Source organism: Cytobacillus gottheilii, from assembly GCF_018582665.1.
Lineage (GTDB): Bacteria > Bacillota > Bacilli > Bacillales > Cytobacillaceae > Cytobacillus > Cytobacillus gottheilii.
In genome coordinates, this window is sequence record NZ_CP071709.1 from 1,686,060 (window position 1) to 1,706,401 (window position 20,342).

Annotated in this window: 14 protein-coding genes; 9 read left to right on the forward strand and 5 right to left on the reverse strand. The window is 38.4% G+C overall.

Annotation, left to right across the window (positions count from 1 at the left end; all coding sequences use genetic code 11):
* The first annotated feature begins 225 nt into the window (after nucleotides 1-225).
* Together J1899_RS08420 and treC are read left to right on the forward strand one after the other, a co-directional pair.
* A complete protein-coding gene (locus J1899_RS08420; protein ID WP_080846886.1) occupies nucleotides 226-684 on the forward strand; it encodes a GNAT family N-acetyltransferase in 459 nt (152 codons plus the stop codon).
* Between the two features lie 502 nt (nucleotides 685-1,186).
* Complete coding sequence (treC, locus tag J1899_RS08425) at nucleotides 1,187-2,872, forward strand: alpha,alpha-phosphotrehalase (RefSeq protein ID WP_214478401.1); 1,686 nt, start codon at nucleotides 1,187-1,189, stop codon at nucleotides 2,870-2,872.
* An 84-nt stretch (nucleotides 2,873-2,956) separates the two neighbouring features.
* Here the strand turns inward: treC and J1899_RS08430 are convergent, their stop codons facing one another.
* Nucleotides 2,957-4,174: a NupC/NupG family nucleoside CNT transporter gene (locus J1899_RS08430; RefSeq protein WP_214478402.1), complete on the reverse strand. Its 1,218-nt coding sequence runs from the start codon at nucleotides 4,172-4,174 to the stop codon at nucleotides 2,957-2,959.
* A gap of 249 nt (nucleotides 4,175-4,423) precedes the next feature.
* Here J1899_RS08430 and J1899_RS08435 point away from each other — a divergent pair, with 249 nt between their 5' ends.
* From J1899_RS08435 to J1899_RS08460, 6 genes are all read left to right on the forward strand, one after another.
* Nucleotides 4,424-6,004, forward strand: coding sequence for a peptide chain release factor 3 (locus tag J1899_RS08435; protein WP_214478403.1), 1,581 nt, complete (start codon nucleotides 4,424-4,426; stop codon nucleotides 6,002-6,004).
* 837 nt (nucleotides 6,005-6,841) lie between these two features.
* Nucleotides 6,842-8,224, forward strand: coding sequence for a Na+/H+ antiporter NhaC (nhaC, locus tag J1899_RS08440; protein WP_066447270.1), 1,383 nt, complete (start codon nucleotides 6,842-6,844; stop codon nucleotides 8,222-8,224).
* A 233-nt stretch (nucleotides 8,225-8,457) separates the two neighbouring features.
* On the forward strand, nucleotides 8,458-11,727 hold the full coding sequence (locus J1899_RS08445) for an efflux RND transporter permease subunit (protein ID WP_214478404.1): 3,270 nt from the start codon (nucleotides 8,458-8,460) through the stop codon (nucleotides 11,725-11,727).
* 222 nt (nucleotides 11,728-11,949) lie between these two features.
* Nucleotides 11,950-12,432, forward strand: coding sequence for a hypothetical protein (locus tag J1899_RS08450; RefSeq protein ID WP_214478405.1), 483 nt, complete (start codon nucleotides 11,950-11,952; stop codon nucleotides 12,430-12,432).
* Between the two features lie 387 nt (nucleotides 12,433-12,819).
* Nucleotides 12,820-13,557, forward strand: a complete 738-nt coding sequence (gene sigI / locus J1899_RS08455; RefSeq protein WP_246586618.1) for an RNA polymerase sigma factor SigI — start codon at nucleotides 12,820-12,822, stop codon at nucleotides 13,555-13,557.
* The gene (locus tag J1899_RS08460; RefSeq protein WP_214478407.1) at nucleotides 13,554-14,264 is read left to right on the forward strand and encodes an anti-sigma factor domain-containing protein; all 711 of its coding nucleotides are present in this window, start codon (nucleotides 13,554-13,556) and stop codon (nucleotides 14,262-14,264) included. The genes sigI and J1899_RS08460 overlap by 4 nt, the downstream gene beginning before the upstream one ends.
* A 65-nt stretch (nucleotides 14,265-14,329) precedes the next feature.
* On the opposite strand, the gene J1899_RS08465 is transcribed toward J1899_RS08460, so the two are convergent.
* The 4 genes from J1899_RS08465 to J1899_RS08480 all read right to left on the reverse strand — a co-directional run bounded on the left by J1899_RS08465 (nucleotide 14,330) and on the right by J1899_RS08480 (nucleotide 18,583).
* A complete protein-coding gene (locus tag J1899_RS08465; RefSeq protein ID WP_066447256.1) occupies nucleotides 14,330-14,521 on the reverse strand; it encodes an alpha/beta-type small acid-soluble spore protein in 192 nt (63 codons plus the stop codon).
* Between the two features lie 117 nt (nucleotides 14,522-14,638).
* Nucleotides 14,639-15,973: a (Fe-S)-binding protein gene (locus J1899_RS08470; protein WP_214478408.1), complete on the reverse strand. Its 1,335-nt coding sequence runs from the start codon at nucleotides 15,971-15,973 to the stop codon at nucleotides 14,639-14,641.
* Nucleotides 15,970-17,382 carry a glycolate oxidase subunit GlcD gene (gene glcD / locus J1899_RS08475; RefSeq protein ID WP_214478409.1) on the reverse strand — a complete coding sequence of 471 codons (1,413 nt, stop codon included), beginning with the start codon at nucleotides 17,380-17,382 and terminating at the stop codon, nucleotides 15,970-15,972. The genes J1899_RS08470 and glcD overlap by 4 nt, the downstream gene beginning before the upstream one ends.
* Nucleotides 17,383-17,479: 97 nt before the next feature.
* Complete coding sequence (locus J1899_RS08480) at nucleotides 17,480-18,583, reverse strand: CdaR family transcriptional regulator (RefSeq protein WP_214478410.1); 1,104 nt, start codon at nucleotides 18,581-18,583, stop codon at nucleotides 17,480-17,482.
* Nucleotides 18,584-18,817: 234 nt separating this feature from the next.
* Here J1899_RS08480 and J1899_RS08485 point away from each other — a divergent pair, with 234 nt between their 5' ends.
* Nucleotides 18,818-20,182, forward strand: coding sequence for a TrkH family potassium uptake protein (locus J1899_RS08485; protein WP_214478411.1), 1,365 nt, complete (start codon nucleotides 18,818-18,820; stop codon nucleotides 20,180-20,182).
* Nucleotides 20,183-20,342 lie beyond the last annotated feature (160 nt).

Here is a 20,342-nt window from a genome sequence, read left to right on the forward strand (position 1 = left end):
CTTTTACATTGTACAGATCTTGTCATGCTGAAATGAGCTTGAGTGCATATAATCTGTGTAATTTTTATAAGGAACTGTGATAGGATAGAGGAGTATTAAAAAAAAAGCAATTGTTCAAGGAGGCGTTCATTATGAAAAATAAATTAATGACTTATACAGCATGCACTAACGGGGTAACGTCTAATTAACAATTAGCAGTTCCCCATATTAGAAAGGGGATAAATTTTGAGTATTGACAAAATAGTAAGATTGGCTGAATTAACAGCAGAAAACTGGTATGAGTGCTGTTCATTGCAGATAACAGAGAATCAAGAGAAATTTATAGAAAACAATGCAATATCGATTCTGCAGTCTAAATTTGAACCGTCATTAAGACCGTTTGTTATATATTATGGTGATCAAGTTGCAGGTTTTTTAATGTATAATACGGAACCGGAAGAACTTGATGGTTACTGGATTTACAGAATAATGATTGATCATAGATTTCAGGGTAAGGGCATTGGTAAGGATGCTTCTTCAATAATGATTTCAAAAATGTCCAATCTGCCAAACGCAAAGAAGCTCGTTGTAGGCTATCATCCCGAAAATTTAGGGGCACATGGTTTATACGAGAGCTTGGGGTTTATCGATTACGGAGATCGCTTTGGTAAAGAAATGGCCGTTGTCAAAACGATTAACCAGTAAAATACTACAATTCACAATATAATGCTGGAAGCTCAAAATTATTTTGAGCTTTTTTGCTTTGGACGTTTTGAAAGGACTATTAGATGGATAAAAAATGAATAGGCTGCTATTAAAAGTAAGCTCCTTTTTTAAAGGCGCTTCTTTTTAATAGTGCTAAGCAGCATTTTAGCGATATGCCTGGAGATGGCAAAAGCAGAGCAGAATAGATATTTGATGACAGACGAAAGCTGCTGCCTTGCTGGAGGCAGACCGCCTTAGAGGCTGTTCACCACAGCTCAGGAAAAAGTAGAAAACCCTTTTTTTATAAAAAAGAATCAGAGATTTGAATCAGCTGTAACAAATGATTTGACTGAGATGTTTATACAAGTTAAAATGAAAGCGAAAACAGAAACATGTATATACAAGTTTGAGTTTTAGGCTTGTTTAAAAACATTACAGAATCATTCTTTACCAGAAAAATATCTTGGTGAAACAATAAAACTAACAACAGGTGTGATGAATAGTGAATGAACCATGGTGGAAAAAAGCTGTAGTATATCAAATTTATCCGAAAAGTTTTAATGATACGACTGGAAATGGAGTAGGAGATTTGCCTGGAATTATTGATAAGCTCGATTACTTAAAGGAGCTTGGTATTGATTGTTTATGGCTTACACCCATCTATGCTTCTCCTCAGCGAGATAACGGGTATGATATTAGCGATTATTTCCGTATTCAAGCTGAATATGGGACAATGAATGATTTTGAAAGTCTCTTGAAGGAAGCTCATGCACGCGGCATTAAAGTAATTATGGATATTGTTGTCAATCATACATCGACGGAGCATGACTGGTTCCAGGAAGCGAGAAAATCTCGCCATAATCCTTACAGAGATTATTATATCTGGAAAGAGCCAAAGGAGGATGGAGGAGAGCCAAATAATTGGCAGTCTAAGTTTGGAGGTTCTGCCTGGAATCTTGATGAACATACGGGCCAATATTATTTGCATCTATTTGATGTTACACAGGCAGATTTAAATTGGGAAAACGAAGAACTGCGGCAAAAGCTATATGATATGATGCACTTCTGGTTTGAGAAAGGTGTTGATGGCTTTCGATTGGATGTGATCAACCTTATTTCAAAGGATCAGAGCTTTGCCGATGATGATGGGTCCATTCCGCCAGGTGACGGCCGTAAGTTCTATACAGATGGGCCAAGAGTTCATGAATACATGCAGGAAATGAATCAAAACGTTTTTTCAAAATATGACTCCTTAACAGTGGGAGAAATGTCATCTACTAGTATTGAACATTGTATTCAGTATTCAAACCCAAACCAGACGGAACTAAGCATGACATTTAATTTTCATCATTTAAAAGTAGATTACCCTAATGGCGAGAAATGGGCTCTAGCGGATTTTGATTTTATTAAACTAAAGCAAATTTTATCTGAATGGCAAACAGGTATGCATAAAGGCGGCGGATGGAATGCTCTTTTCTGGTGCAACCATGATCAGCCCCGTGTCGTTTCACGCTATGGTAATGACAAGGAGTATCACCTTGAATCAGCTAAAATGCTTGCGACAACCATTCATATGATGCAAGGAACGCCATATATTTATCAGGGAGAAGAGTTTGGGATGACAAATCCAGGCTTTGAATCAATTGATGAGTATCGAGATGTTGAATCTCTTAACATGTATAAACTCATGCAGCAGCAAGGGAAAAGTGAAGCAGAAATCATTGAGATCCTCAAGAGCAAATCACGGGATAATTCTCGTACACCAGTGCAGTGGAATAGTCAGCCTCATGCAGGTTTTACAAGCGGCACTCCATGGATTAATGTGGCGGGAAATTACGAAAATATTAATGCAGAAAATGCATTAAAAGATGAAGATTCCATTTTTTATCATTACAAAAAGCTAATCAGCCTTCGTAAACAGTATGACATTATTACAACAGGTTACTACCAGCTGCTGGCTGAAAATGATGAGCGTATATTTGCTTATATTCGCAATGGCAAGAATGAAAAACTGCTTGTAGTCAACAACTTTTATGCTGATTCGGCATCATTTAAGCTTCCGGATGAAATAAATATTGATGGCTATAAGGCTGAAATACTGCTCTCAAATTATGAGCACTCTCCAGAGCCGTCTGCTGAGATAAAGCTTCGGCCGTACGAATCGATTGTTTATTATTTAAAAAAATAAATACAAAAAAGGTAATTGCAAATTCAGAAGCAATTACCTTTTTTATTTTTATATATGATTCTTCAGGCTGAATTAAAAGACTGCTTAAAATAACATTCCAGCAATTGCTGCGCTAAGTAAGGAAGCAAGTGCACCGGCAATAACAGCTTTTATGCCAAGCTTTGCAATGTCTGCACGGCGATTAGGTGCCAGATTTCCAAGTCCGCCTAAAAGGATGCCGAGAGAGGAAATATTGGCAAATCCGCACAAAGCAAAGCTAATAATGGCAACGGTTTTGTCTGTCAGCTGATCGATTTCAGGTGCAAAAGCTGAATATGCAACGAATTCATTTAGAACAAGCTTTTGGCCAATGAAATTCCCGGCTGTAACAGCTTCGTCCCATGGTACTCCGATTGCGAATGCAAGCGGTGAGAAGACATAGCCTAGAATCATCTCAATTGAAATATCTCCATATCCAAATAGACTGCCGATTCCGCTTAAAAGACCATTCAGCAGAGCAACAATGGCGATAAATGCAAGAAGCATTGCCCCGATATTAAGAGCAAGATTAAGGCCGACACTTGCTCCTTTTGCGGCAGCATCAATGACATTGGCTGCATCTTTGTCATCTTCCATCTCAAATTCCTTCGGTTCTTCTATGCCCTCTGTTTCTGGCAAGATTAGCTTGGCCATTACAAGGCCGGCAGGGGCAGCCATAAAGCTGGCAGCTATTAAATATTCTAATGGAACGCCAAGCAATGAATATCCAATCAGAACCGAGCCGGCAACGGATGCAAGTCCGCCAGTCATCACTGCGAACAGCTCAGATTGAGACATGCGGGCAATATACGGTTTGACAACAAGGGGTGCCTCCGTTTGTCCCACAAAAATATTTGCTGCAGCGGAAAGAGATTCTGCTTTGCGAGTTCCTAAGAGCCAAGAAAGACCTCCACCCAGAATCTTAATAAAAAATTGCATAATTTTTAGATAGTAGAGTACAGAAATTAAAGACGAAAAGAAAATAACAACCGGTAATACTTGAAAAGCAAAAACGGAAGTAATGCCAGACTGTTCCGTGAAAATGCCGCCAAATAAGAAGTTAATTCCTTCATTTGCATAGCTGATAATATCATTTACCCGCATTGTTAACCAGTTTAATACACTTCTTCCTGTTTCCCATTTTAGAACAAGAAAGCCAAAGAGAATTTGAATCGCTAACCCGGATAAAATAGTTCTGAGCTTGATGGAGCTTCGGTTATTTGATAAAAGGAAGCCGATGCCAAGGACAACAATGATTCCGAAAAGGCCCCAAATGAAATTCATAATATCACCTCAATAAAGTATTCAAAGCTGCAATATTTGTATTATGTACAAACGGACTGACAACATGTGAATATGTTTAAAATAGAGATACCAGTGACCGAAGAAACAAACTTGTAGAATTATACCCTTTGAATTAAAGGATAAGCATATGAATATCAAGAAAAACACTGACAAGAAAAGAGGATTGCAAACTCTTGCGGCGGACGATACAATTGAGGGTATGACAAATGAAAGTTGTGAGGAAGATACATGTCTAAAAATTTAAAAGATCAAGTTTTATCAAGAAGAACATTTGCTATAATATCCCACCCGGATGCAGGCAAAACAACATTAACGGAAAAGCTTCTGTTATTTGGCGGAGCGATTAGAGATGCTGGAACTGTAAAGGGAAAGAAAACTGGTAAATACGCAACCAGTGACTGGATGGAAATTGAGAAGCAGCGTGGAATTTCTGTTACGTCAAGTGTCATGCAGTTTGATTATAATGGAGCCCGCGTAAACATTTTGGATACACCTGGTCACCAGGATTTCAGTGAAGACACATATAGAACATTAACGGCTGTTGATAGTGCAGTCATGATCATTGATTCTGCAAAAGGGATAGAAGCTCAAACACTAAAGTTATTTAAGGTTTGCCGTATGAGAGGTATTCCTATTTTTACATTTATTAACAAACTTGACCGCCAAGGAAAAACACCATTGGAACTTCTTGCAGAGCTTGAAGAAGTAATGGGAATTGAATCATATCCAATGAACTGGCCGATTGGAATGGGAAAAGAATTCCTAGGCATTTATGATCGTTTCAATAATCGGATTGAACAGTTCCGTGTGGAAGAGGATGAGCGCTTTATTTCTCTGAATGATGAAGGAGAGATAGCGGGAGCCCACAATTTAAAGGAATCTGGCTTATATGAACAGACTTTAGAAGAAATTATGCTGTTAAACGAAGCAGGCAATGAATTTTCTAGAGAGCGCATCCGAGACGGGGAATTAACGCCTGTATTTTTTGGGTCTGCACTGACAAATTTCGGCGTGCAAACCTTCTTAGAGTCTTATCTGCAATTTGCTCCATCTCCGCAGCCGCGTAATTCAACTGAGGGAGAAATTGATCCATTGTCAGAGGATTTCTCAGGATTTATCTTTAAAATTCAAGCCAATATGAATCCTGCTCACCGTGACCGGATTGCTTTTCTGCGCATTTGTTCTGGTAAGTTTGAAAGAGGCATGAATGTAAATGTTCCACGTCTCAGCAAACAGATCAAGTTAGCTCAATCGACTCAATTTATGGCAGATGATCGCAGCACGGTAGATGAAGCTGTAAGTGGAGATATTATAGGGATCTATGATCCAGGCACCTATCAAATTGGTGATACCTTGACAGTAGGAAAAAATAATTTCCAATATGAACGATTGCCGCAATTCACGCCTGAGTTATTCATGCGTGTAACAGCAAAAAACGTGATGAAGCAAAAGCATTTTCATAAAGGCATTGGACAGCTTGTCCAAGAAGGGGCCATTCAGCTATTTAAAACGGTTAAAACAGATGAATACCTGCTGGGTGCTGTAGGACAGCTGCAATTTGAAGTATTCGAACATCGCATGAAAAATGAATACAATACTGAAGTGTTTATGGAACGTTTAGGTTCTAAAATCACGCGCTGGGTTGAAAAAGAAGAAATAAATGAAAACCTCTCCAGTTCACGCAGTTTACTTGTAAAAGATCGATATGACAAGTACGTATTTTTATTTGAAAATGATTTCGCACTACGCTGGTTCCAGGAAAAAAATCCAGATGTAGCATTATATAATCCAATGGACACTCAGTCGTAAAATAAAGAGTTTGGACATGAGCTTTGAACCAAACTATATATGAGTCTGGGACATAAGTATTTAACACTCTCATAGAACCGAATGGTTAGGAAGTCATCTTTCTAATCATTCGGTTTTTTACGATTATAAAATGTATTTTATTAGCCTGAGTGAAATGGAGCGGAGGACACTCGACTCCTGTGGGCAATAGAGGAAAAGGTGAGACCCCGCAGGAGCTTCCTCCCCACGGAAAGCGAGGGTCCGCAGCGCAATGGAACGGACTTGTTTAAATACCTAAACCAAGATATTGAATGTTCGTTTTTTAGAAAGATTAATTTCGTTTTTCCCAGCCTCTTTCGGTTTTTTTATGCAAATTTGTATTCCTTAAAAAATTCTTGACACATTCAAAGGGAGCAGATATAGTTTAATTATTAAATAATACTTTAATACCTAAAAGCGTTTAAGTGAAAAAGTGAATAAGCTATGTCAGCAGCAAAGAGTAGAATTATGGGTGTGCAGCAGCCAGAGACTGAATAGACGGTGAAAATTCAGGCAGCCTTTATTTCCAAGTACAACTGTGAAAAAATGACATTAACGAATGAAGTGGATAAAATAATGGTTTCCATCTGGAAATCCATATTTATCAATTAGGGTGGTAACGCGGAGCTATTTCGTCCCTATTTTTACAGGGGAAAAAGCTCGGCTTTTTTTGCTTGCACTTTCGGAAAGTATAAATTAGAAGCATTATTGATGATACGACACAGCAGCTAATTTATAAGAAAGTACAAGTGCATCTATCTCTAGTCGTTTTATAGGACACTTAAAGGAAATGCTTGAATGTATTGTGGAGGGATTTTTATGCAGCATGTTAAGTCAGCACAAGAGATATCAGTCTGGGAAGCAATCATCATCACCATTTTGGTGATAGGAGGAGTTAGTTATTCGATTATCGGATTAGAGGTAACTCCTCATATTCCCATTATCTTCGCCATCATTACATTGATTCTATATGGTTTATGCAAAAGGGTGTCAGTTTCAAATATTGAAGAAGGAATATTTGAAGGAGCAAAATCTGGAATTGGCGCCATCTTTATCTTCTTTTTCATTGGCATGCTAATTAGCAGCTGGATGGCAAGCGGAACGATCCCTACTTTTATTTATTTGGCTTTAGAGACCGTAAATGGCCAATTCTATTATGCAATTGTTTTTATTGTTACAAGTCTAATTGGTTTAAGCATTGGCAGCTCGCTTACGACAGCAGCGACTTTGGGCGTAGCGTTTATGAGCATCAGCAGTGCTTTAGGATTATCAGACGCTATAACTGCAGGGGCAGTTATTTCTGGTGCCTTTTTTGGCGATAAAATGTCCCCGCTGTCTGATACAACGAATTTGGCATCTATGATTGTAAAAGTGGATTTATTTGAACACATTAAGAACATGGCATGGACAACAATTCCTGCTTTTGCATTGTCCTTTATCTTTTTTGCATTTCTTTCACCACAGGAAGCCTCTGCGGATTTTCAGACCATAAGTTTATTCAAAGAGACGTTAAAGGATTTAGGCTTTATTAAATGGTATTCTCTCATTCCCTTTGCGATTTTAGCCTTACTGGCAATCAAAAAGGTGCCTTCTATTTTAACTCTTTCAGCTGGAGTGATTTCAGCGGCAGCCTTGGCCTTTTTCGTTCAAAATGATTTTTCTTTTTCTGCCTTAATGACGATTCTGTTTGCAGGATTCCAATCTGATACGGGGGTAGAACAAGTTGATTCACTTTTGAACAGAGGAGGTATGGAGAGCATGTTTTTCTCTATCTCTCTTGTATTGCTTGCTCTGGGGTTAGGAGGTCTATTTATTAAGCTTGGGATCCTTCCAGCCTTATTAAAAGGCATTCAAAATCATTTGAAAAAGGTTCCTGTTCTTATTACTGCGGCAGCTTGTACAGCCATTGGAATTAATATAACAATAGGTGAACAGTATCTGTCCATTTTGCTAACAGGCAGTGCGTTTCAAAACGCATTTACGAAAGCTGGCCTGCACCTCAAAAATTTATCGCGTGTATTGGAGGATGCAGGGACGGTTATTAATCCGTTAGTTCCATGGAGTGTATGCGGAGTGTTCCTAACAGGTGTTTTAGATGTGTCAACAATGGAATATCTGCCATTTGCGTTCTTTTGCTTGTTATCTCCAGTGCTCACGATCCTTTATGGAATCACGGGACTTACGATTAAAAAGAACAGTTAAAGGGAAAATCGTTTCACTAAGAATAGAGGCTGTGAGCTCATAAGAAGCTCTCAGTCTCTTTTTTATAAAATAACTAAGCCTCTGTCTGCGTCCTTGCAGGATTTTCCAATCAACCAAGTTTTATATTTGTCATAAAATCGCTACAATTGTTAATTGCCTGTTCCTTGCATCTATAGTCTAGCTTTTTATATAGTAAAGGTAGACTATGATACATACTTGAGAGGGGACATTTGGTGCAAATAAGTCAGTTTTCCATAAAGAGACCTATATTTACGATCGTAACAATGATATTAGTGCTTGTATTAGGAGGAGTTTCACTTCTTAATATACCGCTTAAATTAATTCCGGATATTAATCCGCCCGTTGGTGTTGTTGTAACCACCTATGCAGGAGCAAGTCCTGAAGAGGTAGCAGACAAAGTGACAAAGCCATTAGAGGAAAGCTTGAGCACGCTGCCAGGCTTAAAAACAATGACAACCACATCACAGGAAAGCGCCAACATGACTTTGCTGGAATTTTCCTGGACAACAGACATTGATGAGATTCAAACAGAAGTCATTCAAAGATTAGATCAGACCGAAATGCCAGAAGATGCGGAACGGCCGCGTTTTTTAAAGTTTGATCCTTCTCAATTTCCCATTATTCAACTATCTTTAAGTGCAAATGAAGATGAAGAAACTTTAAGAGAACTTGCTGATCAATTAAATCTAGAACTGGCAAAAGTAGATGGTGTTGCCAGTGTAAACACATCCGGTACAGCAATTAAGGAAGTTCGGGTGCAGCTTGATCAGGAAAAACTTGAAGAATATAAGTTAAGTCAGGCTGATGTTGTGGATGTAATTCAGGCAAATGATATCTCGCTTCCTGGAGATACCATCTTAACAAATGGAAAAGAATTAACAACGAGAATTATTAGTACTGTTAATTCAATTGAGATGCTGGAGGATTTAACGGTTACAGCAGATGGATCAGGAAACGAGATAACTCTGGCTGATATTAGTGAAGTAGAACTCGTAAATCAGGATGATCGGACCATCACAAGAACCAATGAGGCACCGTCTGTATTGCTTAGTGTTCTTCAGCAATCGGATGCCAATACAGCTCAAGTATCTGATGCATTTACAGAAGCATTAGATGAACAGCTGCAAAAGGAGCAATTTGACCATATCGAAGCAGATATTTTGTTTGATCAGGGTGATTATATTCAGCTGGCGATCAGCAATATATCCAGCTCCCTTGTCATTGGGGGAATACTTGCAATGATAGTGCTGTTTTTCTTTTTACGAAGTGTAAAAAGTCCGCTTATCATTGGAATTGCGATTCCTTACTCAGTCATCTTTACTTTTGTGCTGATGTATTTTTCAGATTTCACCTTGAATATTATGACTTTAGGAGGACTTGCTCTCGGAATTGGGATGCTGGTCGATAATTCAATTGTCGTTATTGAAAATATTTACCGCCACCTTTCGATGGGGAAAGATCCTAAGACAGCAGCAAGAGACGGAGCAAAGGAAGTTGGAACAGCGATTACTGCATCTACGTTAACAACTGTTGCTGTATTCCTGCCAGTTGCTTTTATTACAGGGATTATTGGCGAACTATTCACTGAATTTGCGTTAACCATTTCATTCAGTTTATTTGCTTCGTTAATTGTTGCATTAACCGTTGTACCAATGCTTGCAAGCCGCCTTTTGAAAGCGCCAAAAGAAAATGTTGAAGCGAAAAGACAAGAATCTGCACTGTTAAAATGGCTTGAAGGTTCAGTAAAATGGTCCTTAAAAAATCGTGCCCTTGTTTTAATCAGTTCTTTAGTGCTTTTAGCTGCAGGAGGATACGGCATTTCTACAGTTGGCACTCAGTTTTTGCCCAATACAGATGAAGGCTTTTTCTCCATTCGAGTTGAATTGGAGAATGGTACAGCCTTGTCTGAAACAGAAAAGGTCATTACAGCATTAGAGGCTGAGCTTGAAGGCGAGACAGATGTAGATACGTATGTTTCATTAATTGGAACAACCCAGGAAGGGTCTTTTAGAGGATCAGGCAGCCCAAATATCGCAGAAGTATATATTAAAATGAAAGATTTGGAGGAAAGAGATCGTTCAACCTTTGAATTTGCTGACGATGTGAAAAGCAGTTTAGAAAGTGCTGCTCAAAATGCAAATGAGAGTGCCGAACTTTCATTTAGTCTGCAATCATCAACAGGTTCAGCTCCGAACACATTATCCTTTAATGTGCGTGATACAGACTCAGCTCGCCTAGATGAAGCTACAGAGCAAATTTATAATGCCTTGTCTGATCTTGATGATGTAACTGAAATTTCTACCGATGTCTTGGATACGGTTGAAGAAATTCAAATTACGGTTGATAAAGAAAGAGCTCTTCAGCAAGGGCTGGCACCAGCACAAATAGCGATGGCTGTAAATGATGTTACACGCGGCAATATGGCCACACAGATGGTAACCGAAAACTCTGATATCTATGGTGTTTATGTTGAATATGATAGAGAAGTGACACAAAATCTCGATAACTTGAAATCATTGCTGATCAAGAAACCGGATGACACATATATACCGCTCAGCGATGTAACAGAAATTACACAAGGAGAAGGCCCTGTTAATATAAGAAGAATTAATCAGCAGGATGCGATTGGCTTTAATGTTCAATATAATGCAGATACAAATATGGGCGCATTTTCAAACCTTGTGGATGAAGAGATTGAAGCTCTTGATTTGACTGAAGAGACACAAATTGTCTTTAGCGGAGATCGAGAACTGCTTGAGTCTTCCATTGATGATATGATTCTTGCTTTTGTATTGGCGATCATCTTTATTTATCTGGTGATGTCAGCTCAGTTTGAATCATTGAAATATCCTTTTGTTATTTTATTTACTGTGCCTTTAATGGTAATTGGTGTGGCCATTGCATTAACCATAACTCGGACACCTGTAAGCTTAACGGCTATTATTGGATTAATTGTGCTTGCCGGAATCGTAGTTAATAATGCCATCGTGATTGTCGATTACATTAATCAGAGAAAAGAAGCAGGTATGAAGACTTATGATGCCATTATTACATCTGTAAAGGATCGTGCTCGCCCGATTTTAATGACAGCCCTAACCACTATTTTAGGGTTAGTGCCTCTTGCACTAGGGCTAGGTGAGGGAGCGGAAATTAACCAGCCGATGGGAATTACGGTTATTGGCGGCTTAATTAGCTCCACATTCTTAACATTATTTGTTATCCCAATTATATATAGCTTATTTGACAAGGAGACAAGAAGATTAAACAAAGTGTATGCAACACCAGATGGACAGCTGATTCCAGCTTATCTATTGGAAGAAAGGGCAGTAGTGCCACTGGAAGAAAAGCAGCCGGCAGAAGAAGAACTGCCTGTAAAAGACGATAAAAGCTATTCAAAAAAAGATATGGAAAACATGCTGGAAGAACTGCTGAAGATTGTAAAAGATACCGATGATAATAAGAAAAACAATGATAATCTTTGATAGGATTATTTAGAACAAGATGTAAAATACCTTAAACTAAACTCTTTTCAAGTTAGTGTTTCTAAACACTTAGCTTGAAAGGAGTTTTTTAATTTAAGAAAGCTCAATCTTAGAATATACCTTTAAAATTTTATTATTTTAGGAAATTAACTGGAATCTTCATGATAATTAAGCCTATTCCGGAGCAACATAACAGTATACAAACGTAGCTGGTGATAATGAATGAAAAAAATGGGAAAACTTGAAGCTGTTTTGTGGAGCATCGCCTTACCAGGCTTTAGCCAATTATTAGCAAAGCATTTATGGAAAGGTACATTATTTGTTGTACTTGAATTTCTAATAAATGTTTATAGTAATTTTAATGCAGGCATAATGTATAGCTTCTTGGGAGAGATGGATAAGGCAGTGGAAGTAATGGATTTCCAGTGGCTCATGTTTTACCCTTGTTTGTATATGTTTGCTATGTGGGATGCATATAAAATTGCGATGCCAGAGAATGAGGAGCTATCTTTTCTGCCATTTGTTTTTTCTGCCTATTTTGTCACAGTGGGACTCATGTATTCAACAGAAGTAAGATTATTTGGCATTTTTTTTGGTCCGGTTTTTTTACCAATGATGGGGGTGATTCCTGGCGTGATTACTGGGCTTATTATTCGTTGGATTATATTAAGTATTCGGAAGGCGAGAATGAAAAAGGCTGTATAAATTCATTATGCATTCAAATATGTTCATAAAAATATACGTCATAGATTAGATCTTGAAAGAACGAAAACATAATGTAGATACGAGCTGAGATAATAGTATTTCAGCAGACGTTAACCTGAACAATTAGCAGATATTTGTATTTTATTATCTGCCTTAAGGTTCGGGTTTTTTGCTGCTTTTAGAATGACCGGACAAGAAATAGAAAAAACTGCGTATTGCGGGATAATCTTTTATCGGTCCAAGCCAACTTTTTTCAAAAGTACCCCCAAAGTCTTAAAGTTCGGAACGAAATAATATAGTTGTTTAAGGATAGGAACTTCAGTTTTGTCAGTTTCCATCATGTCATCCAAAAGCAAATCCATATGATATAATATTGCTTGGAATGAGGTGAGACCAATGCTAAGTCTCTTGTCCTGGAAAAAAAGTAAACAGTCGTTAGAGGATACAGTCCGACAAATACAACAAGGAGATGCTGAACTTCAAAATGAGCTGATACAGGCTTTTAAGCCTTTCATTGCCAAGACGGTTTCTTCTGTTTGCAAAAGATATATCCATGAATCAGATGATGAATTTAGTATTGGCCTGATCGCTTTCAATGAAGCCATAAACCAGTTTAGCGAAAAGAAGGGGAGGTCGCTCTTATCTTTTTCTGAAATATTGATAAAAAGAAGAGTGATTGACTACATAAGACAGCAGGCAAAATATACAGATACTTCATATAGTTCGGTTGAAGATGGTGATTCTCCATTCAGTCAGGATCATTATTCATTGGGAAAGTTTAAGCAGCAATCCGATACGGAAGCTAGAAGAGAGGAAATTCTCCATTATAAAAAGGTTTTAGAGGAGTTTGGAATTTTGTTTTCTGAGCTTGCAGATCTTTCACCTAAACATTCAGATGCCCGCAGAAATGCTATACATGCAGCACAACTTATTGCTGCTGATGAAAAAATGAGCGAAGCACTGGTTCAGAAGAAAAAACTGCCCATTAAAGACCTTGAAAAAAAGCTGGACGTTAGCAGAAAAACAATTGAGCGCAACCGAAAATATATAATTGCTGTCAGTCTGATTTTTCTTGGCGATTATATTTACTTAAGAGATTATATTAAGGGGGTGCTTGAGACATGAAAAAAGGGGTCATTATAGACATAGATTTAGACTCCATCACACTTTTAACACCCGATGGAGACTTTGTTAAAACTTCCAATAAAGGTCAATCTTATTTAATTGGAGAAGAAATTGAATTTACCTCACCAGAAACATTGCGAAAAGGGAGGTTCAGCTTGAGCTCTTATTTCACTGCACTCAATAGAGGAGCAGTCCTGATCGCAACCCTGCTTATTGCCATCATAACTTCGATCGCCATTCCTTTTATTCATGATACAAAAACATATTCATATGTTTCAATTGACACTGAATCAAGCCTTGAAATGAAATTAAACAGCGAGAATAACGTTATTGATATCGTACCTTTTAACCAGGCTGGAGCAGCAGTAATGGACAACCTTAAAGAGTGGAAAAACACTCATATAAAAAATGTTGCAGCAATGGTGATTGTAGAGATGAATGAACAAGGATACCTTGAAACCAATGAGCCCCTTGTTATAGCAGCGGTTAAAAATGGTGAAAGTGATAATGAATCATATGATCAGCTGCAAAGCGAATTATTGGCTGTGAAATCGGAAATTGCAGAAGCAGCAGAGGTTGATATGGAAGTCATCTATGGAACATTAAGTGAACGTAAACTCGCTAAGGAAAACGGTCTAACTGTAGGGTTATATAAAAGCTCCGCTCAAGATGAGCAGGAAACTAAGAAAACTTTGCATGTGCAATAAAATTATAACAAATCACATGTAAAAGTCCGGTTCTGTAAGGGAACCGGACTATTTCCATATTTATTTTATTTACCAGATAATTGAGATTGAGCTTGCTTTACAAGCCTTTTCGTAATTTCGCCGCCAACAGATCCGTTAGAACGGGCAACCGTATCAGAACCAAGCTGAACACCAAATTCTTGTGCAATCTCATATTTCACTTGATCTAAATACTGATCGATTCCTGGTACTAATAATTTATTGCTGCTTCTAGCCATTCATATCCACTCCTAAAGGTCGATTTTATATATTTCAACAGAGGGATGATTTCTCTCTGTAATAGTTAGTTTCTATAAACATCGCTTTTTCATGAGTGGTAAAATTTTCGCATTCTTTTAAGAAATTTGTGAGGTTGCTGCTTCATATAATAAATCTGCTATATGAACGGCTTTCATACGATCTGATAATCCTTCTTTTTCAATGCCAAGTTTCATTTGCAGCAGACAGCCGGGATTAGCTGTCACAACGATAGCTGCATTTGTATTCTTCGTATGCTCCATTTTACTGTCAAGAATCTTCATGGACATTTCGGATTCAATAATATTATAGATCCCTGCAGAACCGCAGCAGCTGTCAGCCTTCTGCATTTCCTGATAATGAGCACCTGTTATTGATTGAAGCAATAATCTTGGTGCAGAAGATGTCTTCATCACATTGCGCAAATGACATGAATCCTGATAAGTTACTGTTACATTTTGCATAGACAAAGGTATTTGAACGTGAAAATCCATTTCAACAAGTATTTCGGTTACATCTTTAATTTTTGCTGTAAATTGACGTGCTCGTTCGCGCCATTGGTCATCATCCTTAAGCAAGTGGTCATAATCAATTAAAAATGCACCACAGCCGCCTGCATTCGTAATGATATAGTCTGCTCCCAAGTCCTCAAAAGCTTCGATATTTCTTTTGGCCATTTTCTTTGCTGTGTCCTTTTCTCCGCTATGTCCATGCAGTGCCCCGCAGCATGCTTGTTCCTCTGGAATAGCAATTTCACAGCCAGCCATTTGCAAAAGCTTTAAGGTAGCATTGTTTGTGTCAAGAAACATCGTATCCATTAAACAGCCTGAGAAAAAAGCTACTCTCTTTTTCACTTCAGTAGTGGCCTTCAGCTCTGTTGGACGAGATTTCATTTCTTTTAGACTTGGCGCTTTTGGCAGAACCTTTTCCATTGTCGCCAGATGGGCTGGAAATAGGTTCATGAGTCCGGTTTTTTGCGTGAGGGCCTGCAGTCCGGTACGCTGGTAAAAACCAAGTAAACCTACAGCCATTCTCATACGATTTTGATGTGGAAATAAGCCTTCAAAGACAGTTTTTCTCAGTGCTCGGACGGGAAGAGAATGTCTTTTATTCTGATTGATGATATCCCGTGCTTCCTCGAGCAAATGCCCGTAATTAACCCCAGATGGACAAACCGGCTCGCATGCACGGCAGCCAAGGCATAAATCAAGTGTTCGTTCCACATCTTCATCCGGTTCGATGATTCCATCCACAACTGCTTTCATTAAGGCAATCCGGCCTCTTGGAGAATGTGATTCCTTATACCCTGATTCAATATAAGTTGGGCAGGAAGGCAGGCAGAATCCGCATCTCATACAGTTTAATAATTCATCCTCATTCATTCGTTCCTTAAAGTGCTTTTGAATCTCCTGCTGTTCTTTTGTTGTAGTCATCTTGCTACCACCACTCTTTTACGGTTATCTTTGGCAAACATTTTTCCAGGGTTTAAAATGTTATTTGGATCTAGGCCGGCTTTTATTGCCTGCATGGCAGCTATTCCTTCAGGTTTTAGCTTTAACTCCAAATAAGGCGCTTTCATAATACCGACACCATGCTCGCCTGTGATGGTACCGCCTAATTCGATCGCTTTTATGAATATATCTTCAAATGCTTTTTCAACTCTTTCCATTTCATCTTTATTACGCGCATCTGTTGTACAGGTAGGATGCAGATTTCCGTCTCCTGCATGTCCAAATGTACATATCGTTACATTATGCTTTAGGGCAATTTCGTTAATGGCTTTTACCATATTGGCAATTTCAGATCTTGGAACAGTTGCATCCTCCAAAATTGTTGTCGGGCTTAATCGAGCAAGTGCTGATAAGGCTGCTCTGCGTGCGGTGCGAAGTGCTTCAGCTTCAGCTTCTGTTTGTGCTACTTGAACAGAAATGGCCATTTCATCTTCACAAATCTTCGCTATATTTAAAATATCTCTTTCAACAACTTCCTTTGATCCATCCTGTTCAATAAGGAGAACTGCTTCAACATCTGTCGGCAGGCCGATTTGTGCAAAATCCTCAACAACTTTTAATGTTGGACGATCCAAGAATTCCAATGTGGCAGGGATAATCTTTGCGGAAATGATTTTCGAAACCGATCGCGCTGCTGCTTCCATATCATGATAAAGAGCCAAAATGGTTTTCTTCGTTTCCGGCATAGGAATGAGCTTTAAGGTTGCTTCAGTGATAATCGCTAAAGTTCCTTCCGAGCCAACAAGCAATCGTGTAAGGTCATAGCCTGCCACGTCTTTTGCCAATTTGCCTCCCGTACGGATAATATCGCCATTTGCCAAAACAGCCTCAAGTCCAAGAACATAGTCTCGCGTAACACCGTATTTTAAGCCGCGAAGGCCGCCGGAGTTTTCATTTATATTGCCGCCAATCGTTGAGATCTTCATTGAACTTGGATCTGGAGGATAAAAGAATCCCTTTTCTTCTGCTTTTTGAATAAGATCTTGTGTAATCACCCCAGGCTGAACGGTCATTGTTAAATTATCTTCATCGATTTCCAGAATCTCGCGCATATGTGTAAAGAGAAGAACAATACCGCCTTCTTGTGGACATGTACCGGCACATAAGTTAGTACCCGAACCTCTTGGTACGATGGGAATTGCATATTCGTTGCAGATTTTCATGATTTCAGAAACTTCTCCTGTGTTCCTTGGTTTCACCACTGCGTCTGGCATTGCTTGAAAATTAGGAGTTGCATCATATGAATAAACAAGTCTTTCTGTTTTTGAATCTTCGAAATTTTCACTGCCGACTATCTGAATAAGCCTCTGTTTTACTTCCGGCTGGATCATATTACCCTCTCCTTTGTAACTTCTACCTTATTTAAGTATAAAAAAAGCAGGTGCTAACCTGCTATGTATAAACAAATGAAATTTATAGGTTATTTGCTCAACTTTTTGTAGATTTCTCCAATATTAAAAAAGCTAAATAAAGTGCTGACGCATCATAGATTTGATTTAAGCTTAATCCAGTTAAAGTTTTTATTTTATTTATTCTGTAATGAAGGGTATTTATATGAATATGGAGGGCTTCCGCTGTTTTTTTCAGAGAGTGATTTTGCCGAAATAGTTCTTCCATTGTGATCAACAAGTCCTCTTCTTCTAGGATTGGGGAAAGGGTCTTCTCAAGATAATCTTTCTTTGTTTCAGCAGATAATTCGTCAAGAATCAGTTCGAGAATTAAATCTTCATCAAAACAGAAATATTGATCATCTACAATTGATTTTAATGCCCGCTCTGCCTGCTGCAGCGATTGAGTTACATGGATGCCATCAACAGCCCTTCCCACACCGGCATGAAGTCCAGGGATTATGCTATTGCTAAATTGGATAAATCTTTTAATTTTTTCTCTTGATTGAATGGTTTCGGTAACCTCAAGCAATAAAATCATCCGTTCATTTCCCCAGCGCACAAACAGGTCATTGCTTTTCTTTTCCGGCCATTCGAGCAGCTGCACCCATTTATTTCGTAACAGAGGCTCCATATGCTGAGGCCACTGGAGCAGGATGATTTGTCTTTTGCTTTCAAGATTAATTTCTAATAAACGTGCCCGCTCTAAGAAGGATGCATCCATGGTTCTTTGCTGCAGCCATTCAAACACAAATCCTTCGAGCGCACGCGTTTCCCATTGGAATAGTTCGGAATAATGATTTTCCCGAATGAGCAGCTCAGTCATTTTTTGAATGATGACACCAAATGGAGAAACATCAGAGGGAGAACCCGTAATTCCGATGACACCGATGACTTCATTATTTAAAAACACAGGCAGGTTAATTCCTGCTTTAACACCAGCGAGGTGCTTTTCGTCCTCTTTTGTAATGATGCGGGATTCTCCATCTTTTGCTGCCAGCAGTGCACCTTCATGGTAATTTCCTATTCTTCTTTTATCGGTGCTTGCCATGATCGTGCCGCTCTTGCTCACAATAATAATATCTTCGGATAGCAGTTTTTTTACTTCAGTTATAATTTTTTCTGCCAGATGTGCTGATAACATGATAAAATAGCACCTGCCTATTCATTTGACCTAAAGGATATCTTTTAGTTAAAATTGAACGTCTTGGAAATACTTTGTTATATAGCTGATACTATGAGATTGAATTAAATATCAATTCATTGTGATTTTATTATGACATAATGTATTTTCGCTAGGAAGTTTTTATTATTGCTTTTAAAATTAGGCTGAATTCTTTATGATAGTTGGTAGACAAGGCTGAAAGGACGTTTAGAAATGTGGATAAAACTGCGGGGCTGGCTGAATAAGCGTACGCCTGCACAAGTAATATCGGGTTATTATTTATTAGCCGTATCAGTGGCGGTGGCCCTATTGCGTTTGCCTGGTGTTCACTTGCCTGGGGTAGAGGTTGCATTTATTGATACAGTTTTTACAGCGGTTAGTGCCGTTAGTGTAACAGGTTTAACGGTCGTTGAAATATCGGAAACATATAGCTTACTTGGATACTTTGTCATTATGTTGATTTTGCAATTTGGCGGCATAGGCATTATGGCATTAGGGACATTTTTCTGGATTCTTTTAGGAAGAAAAATCGGGCTGAGAAGCAGACGCTTAATCATGGCCGATCATAATCAGTTTGCATTATCAGGCTTAGTGAACTTAATCCGCGAAATTATTAAGATTATTCTTGTTATTGAGCTAGTAGGTGCCTTTATTTTAGGTTTTCATTTTCTGAAATATTATGGAACATGGGAAGAAGCCTTTTTACATGGTTTATTCGCTGCTGTCAGTGCCACAACCAATGGAGGAATGTCTATTACAGGCAATTCTTTAGTGCCATTTGCAAATGACTATTTTGTACAACTGATTAATATCATTCTAATTACATTAGGTGCTATCGGTTTTCCAGTATTAATTGAGGTAAAGGAATACTTATTTACAAAGCGTTCTGAGCTAAATTATTCATATCGCTTTTCTTTATTTACAAAGCTGACAACCGTTACCTATGCTTGTCTGCTGATTTTTGGAACTGTTATCATATTGGTTTTGGAATTTCAGCATTACTTGAAAGATATACCTTGGCATAAAAGCTTTTTCTATGCTTTTTTCCAATCAGCAACAACTAGAAGCGGCGGGTTATCAACCATGAATGTGAGTGAGTTTACGATGCCAACCCTTCTGATCTTAAGTTTTTTAATGTTTATTGGGGCATCACCAAGTTCTGTAGGCGGAGGAATTAGGACAACAACCTTTGCTTTAAATATCCTATTTATTTATCATTTTGCCAAAGGAAATCGGGAAGTGAAGATTTTCCGCCGAGAGCTTCACGAAGCTGATATATTAAAATCTCTTGTAATCACTATTCTTGCTTCGGGGATGTGCTTGTTGTCAGTCATGATTCTAAGCATTACTGAGTCGCACTTAGAGTTAATTGAAATCATCTTTGAGGTTTCCTCAGCATTTGGTACAACAGGTCTTTCAATGGGCATAACACCTGAACTAAGTTCAATTGGCAAAACGGTGATTATGCTATTAATGTTTATAGGAAGGATCGGACTCACATCCTTCATATTCATCATTGGCGGCAAAATGACAAAACCAAATTATCACTATCCAAAAGAGCGAGTGATTATTGGATAATAGAATGAAGCAGAAACATTAAATTACTTTATAAACCCGATTGATTAGCAGAACCTTTAATTAAGGAGCTGTCTAGGCGGTCGGGTTTTGTTTTGATTTTGAAGAGGGTATAAAGCGCACGTTTGATTAATTAATGAAAGGACCTTTTCACTTTTAAATA

What these genes read in the sequence shown, in the direction of transcription:
- J1899_RS08465 (WP_066447256.1), bottom strand. Translation starts at nt 14,521, where the DNA reads ATGGCTAGAAGCAGCAATAAATTATTAGTACCAGGAATCGATCAGTAT.
- glcD (WP_214478409.1), bottom strand. Translation starts at nt 17,382, where the DNA reads ATGATCCAGCCGGAAGTAAAACAGAGGCTTATTCAGATAGTCGGCAGT.
- J1899_RS08435 (WP_214478403.1), top strand. Translation starts at nt 4,424, where the DNA reads ATGTCTAAAAATTTAAAAGATCAAGTTTTATCAAGAAGAACATTTGCT.
- J1899_RS08430 (WP_214478402.1), bottom strand. Translation starts at nt 4,174, where the DNA reads ATGAATTTCATTTGGGGCCTTTTCGGAATCATTGTTGTCCTTGGCATC.
- J1899_RS08485 (WP_214478411.1), top strand. Translation starts at nt 18,818, where the DNA reads ATGTGGATAAAACTGCGGGGCTGGCTGAATAAGCGTACGCCTGCACAA.
- J1899_RS08470 (WP_214478408.1), bottom strand. Translation starts at nt 15,973, where the DNA reads ATGACTACAACAAAAGAACAGCAGGAGATTCAAAAGCACTTTAAGGAA.
- nhaC (WP_066447270.1), top strand. Translation starts at nt 6,842, where the DNA reads ATGCAGCATGTTAAGTCAGCACAAGAGATATCAGTCTGGGAAGCAATC.
- J1899_RS08450 (WP_214478405.1), top strand. Translation starts at nt 11,950, where the DNA reads ATGAAAAAAATGGGAAAACTTGAAGCTGTTTTGTGGAGCATCGCCTTA.
- J1899_RS08480 (WP_214478410.1), bottom strand. Translation starts at nt 18,583, where the DNA reads ATGTTATCAGCACATCTGGCAGAAAAAATTATAACTGAAGTAAAAAAA.
- J1899_RS08460 (WP_214478407.1), top strand. Translation starts at nt 13,554, where the DNA reads ATGAAAAAAGGGGTCATTATAGACATAGATTTAGACTCCATCACACTT.